Origin of the sequence: Aquimarina rubra, assembly GCF_042684305.1 — a bacterium.
GTDB lineage: Bacteria > Bacteroidota > Bacteroidia > Flavobacteriales > Flavobacteriaceae > Aquimarina > Aquimarina rubra.
The window spans coordinates 296,909-309,575 of record NZ_JBHULE010000002.1 but is presented as its reverse complement, the minus strand read 5'-3'; the positions used below and the strand labels follow the sequence as shown (position 1 = coordinate 309,575).

General features: G+C 34.1%; 9 protein-coding genes. 1 reads left to right on the top strand and 8 read right to left on the bottom strand.

Features of this window, described 5'->3' with window-relative positions; all coding sequences use genetic code 11:
* Positions 1-36: 36 nt before the first annotated feature.
* The 5 genes from ACFSR1_RS01790 to ACFSR1_RS01770 all read right to left on the bottom strand — a co-directional run bounded on the left by ACFSR1_RS01790 (position 37) and on the right by ACFSR1_RS01770 (position 6,872).
* Positions 37-471 (bottom strand): DUF1801 domain-containing protein, encoded by a 435-nt coding sequence (locus ACFSR1_RS01790; protein WP_378289035.1) that lies wholly within the window; start codon positions 469-471, stop codon positions 37-39.
* Between the two features lie 181 nt (positions 472-652).
* Positions 653-2,380, bottom strand: coding sequence for an amidohydrolase family protein (locus ACFSR1_RS01785; RefSeq protein WP_378289033.1), 1,728 nt, complete (start codon positions 2,378-2,380; stop codon positions 653-655).
* Positions 2,381-2,400: 20 nt separating this feature from the next.
* Positions 2,401-3,270, bottom strand: coding sequence for a hypothetical protein (locus ACFSR1_RS01780; RefSeq protein WP_378289031.1), 870 nt, complete (start codon positions 3,268-3,270; stop codon positions 2,401-2,403).
* Positions 3,271-3,489: 219 nt separating this feature from the next.
* Positions 3,490-4,611 (bottom strand): MFS transporter, encoded by a 1,122-nt coding sequence (locus ACFSR1_RS01775; protein WP_378289676.1) that lies wholly within the window; start codon positions 4,609-4,611, stop codon positions 3,490-3,492.
* A gap of 56 nt (positions 4,612-4,667) precedes the next feature.
* Entirely contained in the window at positions 4,668-6,872 is a 2,205-nt protein-coding gene (locus ACFSR1_RS01770; protein WP_378289029.1) for a bifunctional alpha,alpha-trehalose-phosphate synthase (UDP-forming)/trehalose-phosphatase, read from the bottom strand.
* Between the two features lie 92 nt (positions 6,873-6,964).
* Between ACFSR1_RS01770 and ACFSR1_RS01765 the strand changes: the two genes are divergently transcribed.
* Complete coding sequence (locus ACFSR1_RS01765) at positions 6,965-8,767, top strand: glycoside hydrolase family 15 protein (protein ID WP_378289027.1); 1,803 nt, start codon at positions 6,965-6,967, stop codon at positions 8,765-8,767.
* 138 nt (positions 8,768-8,905) lie between these two features.
* On the opposite strand, the gene ACFSR1_RS01760 is transcribed toward ACFSR1_RS01765, so the two are convergent.
* The 3 genes from ACFSR1_RS01760 to ACFSR1_RS01750 are packed head-to-tail and all read right to left on the bottom strand — an operon-like array spanning position 8,906 to position 12,658.
* A complete protein-coding gene (locus tag ACFSR1_RS01760; protein WP_378289026.1) occupies positions 8,906-10,225 on the bottom strand; it encodes a DUF4302 domain-containing protein in 1,320 nt (439 codons plus the stop codon).
* A gap of 19 nt (positions 10,226-10,244) precedes the next feature.
* Positions 10,245-11,171 (bottom strand): substrate import-associated zinc metallohydrolase lipoprotein, encoded by a 927-nt coding sequence (locus tag ACFSR1_RS01755; RefSeq protein WP_378289024.1) that lies wholly within the window; start codon positions 11,169-11,171, stop codon positions 10,245-10,247.
* A gap of 8 nt (positions 11,172-11,179) precedes the next feature.
* Complete coding sequence (locus ACFSR1_RS01750) at positions 11,180-12,658, bottom strand: RagB/SusD family nutrient uptake outer membrane protein (protein WP_378289022.1); 1,479 nt, start codon at positions 12,656-12,658, stop codon at positions 11,180-11,182.
* Positions 12,659-12,667: the final 9 nt, after the last annotated feature.

Here is a 12,667-nt window from a genome sequence, read left to right as displayed (position 1 = left end):
TTTAATGCATTTTTTCATAGTGTTGACTGGTTGTTGTTAATTTCTACAAGCGCATTCATGATGTTCGTTTAAATATGCAATTGTTTCCATGCTCAGTTTTTCTACAATTGGAATATTTATGTCAGCCAGTTTCTTAAAATAAATACAAGCTTTCCCCATTTTGAATTTTCCTAAATCCATCAAAAGATGATCGCTTTTTTCTGTTTTCGAATAAACATAGAGTGAAAACTGTGTTTTTCGTGGTGAGAAACCTAGCAATGGAGCATCACCTTCATGGCCACTAGCATATTTATAGTGATAGCTTCCGAAACCTATTATTGTCGGACCCCACATTTTTGGTTCAAAACCTGACCATTCACTCATTAATTCTATTAATTTATGACTATCAACTTTCTTTTGTTCATTGTCTACATATGATTCAATAAAATCAAAGACGTCTACTTCTGTTTCCGTGGTTTTATTTTTGGCCATTTGTAATTATTTTAAGTTGTTTCGCAATGCCTGTCAACAAAGTTATACACGTAATATTACATATATTTTTCTAATATATCCATATAACCTTTTAGAAACGTACAATAAACGTTTACTACTATAGATATTTAGGATGTTGGCTCAGGAAATAGTCTAAAATTCTCCAGATGGTAAAATCGGTTTATCGCAGAAAAGTAACTTTAGAAATTTTTCCGTTTTCTACTTCATAAATAGCGATTACGTTAGAGTATCTTTCCCCAAATCGCACATATTCACGATCAACCACTTTATTACCCAAAACTATACGGTTTTTAATTTCACAATAAAGATTTGGCACCTTTTCGAACATACTTTGGAAACTATTTCTCATTTCTTCTTTACCGGACATGGAGAGTTCATCCGGGAAATTAAAAATCTTTATGTCATCTGCATAGGTGTTCATAAAGGCATCAATATTCCGAGCATTGTATGCATTTACTTGTCTTTGTACGATTTGCTCGGGAGTCTCTTGTATGAGGTTTCGTACTCCGAGTATTTTACCACTTTTAATTACTTCATCTATGGTATTTAGATTCTGAATATTTTCGATTGGATTACTAGTAAGAATAACCAAATCCGCTAATTTTCCTTCTATTACAGAACCAATTTTTGATTCAAGCCCAAATCCTTTAGCTGCATTAATGGTAGATGCTTTGATGATATCAATATTAGAAATGTTTGATTTTTTCATGGCTTCAATTTCCTGAATATATGAGGAGGCGTGCATGGTTCCAATATTTCCTGCATCTGTTCCAGTGGCGATATTGATTCCTTCTTTTGTGAGTTTTTCTAGGTTCAGCAACATGATACTATCACTTTTCTGATACCTTTCCTCTAACCGTTGACTGTCTTTTCTTAAACCACGAATTCTTTCCGGAACTTCTTCATCAGAAAATCGATTCATATCTGTTAAGGTTCCATAAACAGTGGGGTGTGCAAAAGCAAGATCCTGTGGGTGATTAGCTGGATTGCCCAGATATGCTTTCCCATAGTTTCTGGAAACTATTAGAGTTGGAATGTAGGTGACATCATTATCTTTAAGCATTCTAATAAGCTCATTATCTACAAGTTGGTCTCTAACGCTGTGCACAAGGATATTTGCGCCTGCTTTTATTGCCAGTTTTGCAGTGTTTAAGTTTGTAGCGTGTACAGTTAATTTAAGATTGTTTTTTCGAGCCAATTGTCCGATATGTTCTACAACAGGATAACTCTTTTCTGCAGGGAATGTTTTACCATCGATATACCAAATCTTGATAAAATCCGGTTTAGAGGCCAACATTTTGTCAAATAATGCAGTGGCTTCTTCTTTTGTGGTAATTTCTGCTATCGGTACATCTTTTAGTTTAGAAAAAGCTTTTGGTTGATACGGAGAGAATAACGGACCCGTAAGATACACATTTGGAGAGAGATTTTTTTTAGCGATACTATCTCTTACAGTAAAATTATAAAAAGGACCTCCTACATCCATCACTGATGTTATTCCTAGTCTAAGGTATCTTTTAAAACTATCCGGTATGATATCTTTTGCAAATTGAATCTCATCTTCATAAGAAAAAATGTGTGTCATATCCACCCCATCGGGTCTAGTATATAAACTTCCAGTTTGAAAAAAGTGGATATGAGTGTCAATCATACCAGGCATCAGAAATTTCCCTGTTCCATCAATTACTGTAGGATTTTTTTCATTAGTTTTTATTTTTTCGGAAGAAATTTTCGAGATGTTATCTCCTTCAATTAAAATATACTTTTTTGCTTCTACTTTTCCAGTCTCTACATTAATGAGATTGATATTTTCTATTAAGACAGATTGAGAGTATATCGAGGTGTAGGTACATATTAATAAGCCAAGAAAGGTTAAAATATTCTTCATGTGTATCTTTTGTGTGATTTTTATTTATCGGATTTCTCTGCTACCAGCGCTAATAAATTACTGATACTATTGGTGGTAATTCTAGTGATTTTCTTGATATTAGAGTCAGTCGCAGTATAAAAAACACTCCAATCGGTATCGGTTTTGGGATTGTATTTGTAAATCACGTTATTTTTGGGCATTAATATAGTACCGTTAATCAACCAGCACATATCTTCTGCTTGTGGAATGGTGTTTATGATCTTTTTGGTCGCACCCGTTATTGGATTCAATGATTTTATTTCCCATTGATCGTTTTCCTTGCTGATATAACTGATCAGATTTGTATTTGGAATTTTATGTAATGAGCGCCCTACTTTTTTCTGAAAGGTATAATCGCTTTTATCCTTTAGATTAGAAACTACTAGTGATAAACCTCCATCTTCCAGAACCGAAGAAACTAGTAGATCTTTTGTATACCAGGTATGATATCCAACTACAAGGTCCTTGAGTAGTACTTTGGATTTTCCGGTTTTGAAATCATATTGATATAACAATTGTTTCCCCGTAGTATCTAATCGAATCGCTGATATCGCTTTTTGATTCGGGATTTTGGTAGGGGAGTATTCGCTGCCGATCATCGTTTCAGAAATCCAATCTACTTTGGCATCCCTAATATTATACTTGGCAATATCCGTCTGACCATTTCTGGTACCGGCAAATAACACAATGTTATCATTATAAAAGAAGGGTTGATTATCATAGCCCGGATTGTCAGAAATATTTCGTTGATTTTTTAATGATAATACATCTCCTTTTATAGAGATATCAAACAAATATACTTCGGTTTCGGTCTGGGAAAATAGGAGAGATGTATATGTACAAGCTATCAGTATCAGTAAGTATCGCATACTTTTTGTTTTCTAAAATACATTGAAAAAATTACATAGAAAAAGTTTTAGTGAGTAAGTGTGTATATACTGCTAATATCAGGATCACTTTGATAATACTTCGGTGCCACTTCGACAACACTTCGACAACACTTCGACAAGCTCAGTGTGGCAGCTCAGTGTAAAAGCTTAGTGTAAAAGCTTAGGGTGACAGCTCGGATTGATAATTTATTATTGCAATTACTTTTTTCTCGAACCATACAAACCCAAGATGGGACCGATGGCTAAAAATATAAACAAATAGGTAGCATCCATTTTGGTTGTCAAATAAGAAAGCAACTGGATACTAAGGATTGTAATCGCAAAACCAATACAATTGACGATAGTTAATCCTGTTCCTCTTAGCTCTGGTGGAGCTGCTGCAGCAACTAAAGTTGAAAATTGAGGAGAATCTGATATTACGACCATACCCCAAATGCAAAGTAAAGAGATAAAGATTTCTGCTGGTAGTTGAAAGAGTAGTGGAGAGGAAAGGCAAAACAATCCGGAAATAATTAATGAATATCTTGCTACTTTTCTACTTCCTGTTTTTAAGGATATATAACCACCAAGAATACAAGAAAAAAATCCAACAGCAATCACAATAAAGGACCAAAATGAAATAGGGAGCCCAACCCTGTTTTGTTCTACATATGTTTTTAATAAGACAGGAACAAATCCCCAAAAGGCATACAATTCCCACATATGCCCAAAATATCCCAAAGCAGCCTTCCTAAAACTAACAATCCCAAAAAGCTCGGTTATTACCCCTAACTGAAGTTTTGAAACAGGTTTTCTATAAGGACCATTAGGTACAAATAAGAAAATTAACAAACCACCAATACACGCAAGTAGGCTCGTGGATTGAATCACTACTTTATAATCACTGTTCCAAGAAAGTTCTTTTAATAAATGAGGTAACGCAGTACCCAGCACCAAAGCGCCTACTAAATATCCTAAGGCTTTTCCTAAGCCATCTTTATAATAGTCGGAGGCTATTTTCATACCTACCGGATAGATTCCGGCAAGAAAAAAACCGGTACCAAAACGAGCAGTTAGTACATTTAAGACAGTGATATTTGGTATTAATAAGGCGATATTACAGAGTCCTCCAAGAATAGCTGATATCATAAAAACCCTAGACGGGGGAAATCGGTCTACCAACGTTAATAAAGCAAAGGTTAATGTACCTGCAATAAATCCAAACTGAACTGTGGATAGTAAATATCCAAGAATGTTAAAACCTACATTAAACTGAGCAGCGAAGTCATCAATAACTGCATTTCCTGCAAACCATAACGAAGTACAGAAAAACTGTGCTATAATAATGACCGGAAGTATATAGAATTTATGTTTCAGAGGTACCTGTTTACTAGATGTTAATTAAATTCTTTTAATAATTCGTGTACTTGATCTGTACCTTCTACATAATATTTGGCGACTGTTTTCTTGAGGCCTACTTTAACTGTAAATGCAGAAGCTGGGAGTTCTTTAAACATATACTCGTCTGTCCAATCATCACCAATGGCAAAAATAAAGTCATACTCCTTTTCGACCAGCATTTTACAGGCTGATTTCCCTTTATCAATTCCACTAACCTTAATTTCTAAAACTTTATCACCTTCCAGAATTTCCAAATTATGGTTGGCGATTAGATGTTGAATGGTAGTTTTTAGTTCCATAGACCTTAATTTACCTAAATCTGGATCTACATTTCTAAAATGCCAGGCTAATGAGTAATTTTTTTCTTCTATCAGTGATCCGGGCGTTCTGTCTGTAAAAGATTCTAATACAGGAGCAATTGATTCGAACCAATCGTTGTTTACACGTTCTAAAAGTTCCCAATCTTTATCACTTTCTTTTAGCCACGCACCGTGTTCTGTAATCAGGGTGTAATCTTTATGACCAAACCATTTATTAAAGGTAAATTTATCTCTTCCTGTAATGAGTACCAGTTTGGTATTACTATCTTCTTGCAAAGCATCCAAGATATCAAATATCTTTTGTGTTGGTTTTGCGTTTTCGGGAATTTTCTCAAATGGAGCTAACGTTCCATCATAGTCAATATATAAAATTCTGTTTTGAGCTTTTTGAAAATCAGCAATAATCTCCTTTTTTATTGAAGGAGTTAATTTTTTGAGCGAATATTTTTTTGCAGAATTCTTTTTAGTTTCCAAAGATTCCATAAAATCGTTTGCCCATTTTTCTACATTATATCTTTTTAATCGTTTTTGTAAGGCTGTATTTCTCTTTATTTGCTCTTCTTCCGGCATTTCTAAAGCAAACTTTAGTGTATCGGCAATTTCTTCAAAATTATTGGGATTGATGATGAGGGCTTCGCTCATTTCTTTGGAAGCTCCGGTCATTTCACTCAGAATTAAGACACCTTTTTTATCAACTCTCGAAGCAATGTATTCTTTGGCAACCAGATTCATTCCATCTCTTATGGGAGTTAATAAAGCGACTTCGCTAGAGGTATATAGATCAATTAAATTTTCGAACGGCATCGAACGATAAAAATACCAAATAGGTGTCCAGCTTACTTCAGAGAATTTACCATTTATTCTACCTACCAATTGATCAATCTCATTTTTGAGGAGTTGGTATTGGGGCACGTTTGATCTGGAGGGCACGGCTAGCATTACCAATCTTGCTTTTCCTTTAAATTGCGGGTACTTATCTAAGAAATATTCAAAAGCTCTTAATCGGTTGGCAATTCCTTTGGTATAATCCAATCGATCAATGGAGAGTATGAGTTTTGCTCGATCTCCATTAACTAAATGTTCATCTATTTTTTGTTGTATTTCTGTTTTGTCTTTCTTTTCTTTTTCGTTGTGTATTTTGGCGGCATTATGAAATTTGTCATAATCGATACCCATAGGAAACGAGTCTACTTTAACGATCCTATTTTCTAAAAGAACGTTGTTAAAATTAATCTCAAGTCCCAGAATTCGCTGTGCAGAACTTAAAAAATGACGTTCGTAATCATAGGTATGGAAACCAATGAGATCAGCGCCCAGCAATCCTTTTAATAATTCCTCTCTACAAGGAATCGTTCTAAAAACTTCGTAGGAAGGAAACGGAATATGTAAAAAGAAACCTATGGTAACATTGGGTTTCTTTTTGCGGATCATCTCCGGTAGTAATAACAATTGATAATCGTGTACCCAGATAGTATCATTTTCTCCCAGGTTTTCGATAACTACATCCGCAAACTTTTGATTAACGGATTGATAGGTTTCCCAATTGTCTTTATCAAATTCTGTGTATTCCATAAAGTAGTGGAACAACGGCCATAAGGTATTATTGCTAAAACCATAATAAAACCCATCTATCTCCGACTCTGTTAATGGAACTCCAACACATTGATGTTTTTTTAGTGCTTTTTGGACAAGATTTCTTTTTTCAGGATCTAATTTTTCTTCGGTTAGACCACTCCATCCGATCCAAATACTATCACTTCCGGAGTGAACTGACTTCATTCCGGTTGCTAATCCACCAACACTTGGTATTGTATTGATAGAATTATTATTAATTTCTAATTGTAAGGGTAGTCGATTTGAGATTATGATAGTTTTACTCATAAAGGGTGGTGAAAGTTGGTTGACTAATTTTGATTGATTAAATTTCGGTTCAGTGAATAAAGGTACGTTTATTTAAAAGAACAGGAAATTATATGAACAATTTGGATTACGGAATTATAGGAAATTGTAAAAGTGCGGCGTTAATTTCGAAAAAGGGTTCGATAGATTGGTGTTGTTTACCAAATTTCGATTCTTCTTCTATTTTTGCTAAAATTCTTGATGATAAAAAAGGAGGTTCTTTTGAAATTTTAGTTTCTGATGCATATACCGTTTCTCAAAAGTATATTGCTAAAACTAATATTCTGGTTACCGAATTTAGAAATGGAGAAGATGTTTTTGAAAGTATTGATTTTATGCCTCGTTACCAAGAGGCAGATGGTTCTTATTATGCTCCTTCGGATATCATTCGTTATATAAAACATATTTCGGGTTCACCTATTTTTAAGGTTAAATATGATCCTAAGTTAGAATACGCAAAAGAAGAAACGTATTTTATTGCCAAAGAGAACTATATTAAAAGTATAACGGATAAGGATAAATATGATACTTTATATCTTTATTCAGACCTCAATTCTGAAGCTATTCTCAACGGAGAAGAAATTCAATTAACAAGTCATGCTTATTTTGTGATTAGTTATCATGAAAAATTGTTAGCTCAGTCTTTAGAACGTTGTTATCTGAAGTTGCAGCGTACAAGAGTGTATTGGATGAATTGGAGTGAGAAGACTACTTCTTACAAAGTGTATAACGACCAAATTTTAAGAAGTGCCCTGGTATTAAAGTTATTAAGTTACGAAAAGTCTGGAGCTGTATTGGCAGCTGCTACGACCTCGTTACCAGAGACGATAGGAGAGGTCCGTAACTGGGATTATCGATTTTGTTGGATAAGAGACGCATCTATGGTGATCAAGGTGATTTCTGATTTAGGTCATAAAAGACTAGCACAACGATTTCTTCAGTTTATTATTGATATCATTCCGGATAAAGATGAGAAAATACAAATTATGTATGGAATCAATGGAGAAAAGGACCTTACCGAAAAGACACTGGATCATTTAAGTGGTTACAAAAATTCCAGTCCGGTACGAATCGGAAATGCTGCTTATCATCAAAAACAAAATGATATTTATGGAATTTTGATGAATGTGATCTATCAGCAGTTCGTAAAGTTTGACTGTGACCTGGATAACAGCGAGAGTTTATGGACAATTAGCAAAAGTATTGTACATATTGTGAATGTTAATTGGGAAAAACCAGACAAAGGGATTTGGGAGTTTAGAACCGAAGAAAGGCATTTTACATTTTCAAAACTGTTATGTTGGGTTGCTGTAGACCGAGCAATCAAAATAGGGGAGTTGATTGGTAAAACAGACAATAATCCAAGGTGGATAGCACTTAGGGATAGAATCTATGACGATATTTATAAAAATGCCTGGAATGAGGAAGTTCAGGCGTATACACAGTCTTATGGATCGTCTGATCTGGATGCTTCTACCTTACTAATGGAATCGTATGGTTTTATTGACCCCAAAGATCCCAGATTTATAAGTACCGTAAAAGCAACCGAAAGAGAATTGTGCAACGACGGACTGCTGTATCGTTATAAAAACAAAGATGATTTTGGATTACCTTCTTCTTCTTTTACAATATGCAGTTTCTGGTTTATCAATAGTCTTTATAAAATAGGTGAAAAGGAAAAAGCCAAAAGAATGTTCGATCAGCTATTATCATACAGCAATCATTTAGGATTGTTTAGTGAGGATATCGATTTTAAATCAAAAAGATTATTGGGTAATTTTCCGCAGGCATATTCTCATTTAGCGCTTATAGAAACAGCTGTTAATTTTTCCGGGGGTGTAACTAAAGAGGAAGAGCTTATGGATACCATAGCATAGTGATATGTGATAAATTATATTGATTTTGATATGGGTAGCTATTAATAAACCATTATAATCACAATTAAAACAAAAAATAAAATCTTTGGGAATTTTTATTCCCAAAGATTTTAAAAAATAGGCTAACTCTCGTTTTTACTATATTCCGTAAACAGAGAAATTAAGATTTGGTGCAGCTACACTTGTGAATTTATAAGATGGATTGCTACTAAACTGACTTTCATTTGTTTGTGTCATGTAAAATCCATCGGCGCTAAATAACAAAGCGAATATGTTAATAAGACCATCCGGGTCTCCAAAGAATTCAGAAAAAGTAAAAACTACTCTCTCATTTGCTATAACTTCTCTGGTGAATGTAGCAAAGTTGAAACTTCCATCATTCATATTAAAAATAAAATATGATTGATTAGAAAAGAAAGGATCATCAAGAACCATATCCACTCTATACAGGTCACTTACCTTAGCTAGGTTTATAAAATTCTCTGAAGTTTGACTAAGAAAAGTGCTTCCAAAAGATTCATCAAAGTAAGAGTAGGTTGAAAAATCCACTCCAAAAGAATTTACATCAGCAGAAGCAAGTTCAGGGATGATTTCGGTAGCTACAGGAGCTAAGTCATATCCGATGATGGTAGTCACACCGCTATCTGTAGAGGTATAAGTGCCAAAGTCTTGGTCATATACAAATGTAGTAATGCTTAAATCTCCAAGAGTTAATGGTTGTAAAAAACGAAATCCTTCATCGGTTACCGCAATAGGTAAAGTTTCTGTAGAAATAGATCCAGTTGCCGCATCAAAATTGGTAACACCTGCAGTTCTTTCTAAATCATCAAAATAGGTAAAGGTTCTATTATACAATATCTCATTAGCTTCATTTAATACAACTAAATTTCTAATAAATCTGAAAGTATTATTCTCATCTTCTAATTGTGAATAGAAATCTCTTAAATTTTCAATGATCTCCTGATCTTGTGCAGATGCTTTTTCGAAAATTATTTCTGTTGGATCAGAAATATCTGTTTTACTTCTAAAAATAATCTGATTATCATTAACTTCTTCGAATATAAACTCAAATTCAGCACCAAGACTAAAGTTTTGAGCTTCGAATAAAGCGTGGAACGTAGTATAATTTTCGAATACTAATTCAGGGAATTGGCTAATTCCTACTCTAAAGGTTGTTTCTAAATCATTCTGACCACCTAATACATCTGAAACAATATCTACTGTGTTATCTTCATTAAAATTTAAATAAATATTATTTCCTCCAAAATTGCTTCCTGGCTGATATACGGTTTTCCATCCAAATTCTGAATTAATTAAGGTCTCGCGATAAGATTCTAATAATAGATTTACTCTTGTGTCAGAATCCTGTTCGAATAAGGGTTGAACATCATCATCACTACACGCAAAAACTGCTAATAGTAAAAACAATAATGAACTAATTTTTATATTTCGTAACATATTATTATGTTTTGTATTATTAATTAAGGGTATTTAAAAATTCGTCTCTCACTATTAATAAATCAATACCAACATCTTCCTTCATGTATCGTAAAACAGCGTTATATTTCTCTTGAATTCTTTGACGTCCAATATTTCTTTGAAAACAAGCTTCATCTCCACCGGCACAACTTTCAAGAGTTAAATATGTGTTTTCAAATTCAACCGGATCCGTAGTAATTATTCTGGCAACAATCTCTGCAAAGTCTTCAGCTACCGAAGAAGTACCGTAAGGTGTAACCATACCGCGTGAAATAGCATTGTTTATGGATTGAGTACTGTTTTCACTTCCGGAAATCAAGGTTGTCCAAGTACCTGGAGAAGTGTAATCTTCTCCTGAGATTTCGTAGAATGATTCTACATCAAAATTGAAATTTTGATCAATAATGTGAGCAAATTCGTGGTGTAATGTCCTAAATGATTGTATAATCCATTCATTGTTATCAGGACTATAATCATTAACCTGAGTTAAAGTCACTCGTACCCCGGCATCTGCCGTACCTAAAGTAATAGTACCGTCGCCATTATAGAGAGGAGATCCTAAAAATACAATCTCTGCAGGAAAATATCTCTTCAAAAATTCTTCTCCTTGATCAGATCCCATATTGTACGGCTCTATCCAGGCTTGTTTTATTAATTCTGCAACAGGTTGCACTACATCTCTCCTTGGAGGAACTGCAGTTCTGTTTGGATCGATATAGCGATCTACAAACTTGTAAATAATAACACTTCCGTAAGGGTCTCTAAATTCCTCTTTTAAATAAATATCCAAAGGGTCTGTAGACTCTTGCTCTTGTTCAAAAATACTTTCGGCAGTAATGCTTTTTTCTCTTTCACAACTAATGAGTGTAATACTTAACAAAGAGATTGTAAAAAGCTTTTTTATAAAATTATTTGTTTTCTTCATGTCTAATATTATCTAGGATTAGGTGCGATTCCAAAATCTATTGCACTATCTGGGATTTGAATTGCTTTTCTTAAATCATCTGTAGAAAGCTCTAAGGTCTCTCCTCCAAAATTTTCAGGAAGTCTATGTGATACAGAAAGATTAAATCTTTTTATGTCAAACCAACGAAGACCGTGATCCCAAAATTCTTTTTTTCTTTCGTCCAAAATTAATTGTTCAATGGCATCAATTGCATCAGAGGCATTGTAATAAGTGATTATCTGATTGATATCGTTATATTCTTGATTGTTATATCTCAATCTTGCAAGCACATTGATGTCTGATAAAGCATCGTCTTGCGCTCCAGTAAATAATAATGCTTCTGCACGGTTTAGTAAAACCTCTTCACCTTTTAATTCTATAGAAACGTGATATGGTAATCCAGAGTTAGAACTTAAGTTTTCTCTGAAAAAATATTCTCTTAATCTAGCCGTGTATCTTGCGTCTGTTCCCACATTCCAAATACCTGTTGAAGTCCTTTGATCAAAAGCATTTAATGGATTGTTAAATAATACACTTAAATCAGTGATGTTAAGTCTAAAACCTGTTCCTACTCTTTGATGATTACTGAATTTTTGCATTACTAATACGTTGCTGTCATCAGTTGTTTCATTGTATTTATCTGCAATGTCATTGTATGTTGATCCTTGCAGTTCATCATAATTTTTCACATACAACTCTGGATTTCCATCAAAGAAAAGGTCACTATATTTAATACAATTTACATAATCTCTTTTCCATAGATAAAAACGTGAGGCAAAAGCTAATCCTGCCTTTTTTGTAAAATGATATTTTTTTGATCCAGAGAAAAACTGATCGTTTATTAGGGATAATCCTTCCAAAAGATCTTTTTCTACGAAATCATATACTTCTTGTACCGTGTTTCTTTCATAGGTCGGAAGAAAACGGGTTTCCGGCTGAAGCACATAAGGGATACCCAAATTTGTTGATGCGTTTTGATCATAATGTAAGGCAAACACATTAACCAACATAAAATGGCTATAAGCTCTGGATAATAATGCTTCTCCTTTAATAGCGTTTTTAAAATCAGTACTTCCAGGTAAATCATCGATCACAGCAAGCACCTCATTCGTTTGTGCGATAGCTTCGTAGGATCTGTCCCAGAAATAAGTAGGAGTATCCTGCGAGATTCCGTCAACGTCTTGCCAAGAATATAATTGAAGTGAATTTTGATCGATAAAATTACCTCCGGCATTGGCTATGACACCGCCATTTTCTAATCCGGTTGGACCAGCTAAATCTGTGTACATATCTGTAAAGGCGTAACTACCTTGTGAATAAGAATCAGCAACTACTTTTGCTGCTTTTTCTGCAGTGTCGAGTTCTAATCGGTCATCTGGTAATTCATCTAAATAGTCATCACACGATGTGAATGACAAAATAAATGAAACCAGTAGTATATATGGTGTTAATTTATATTTATTCATTTTTTTAAT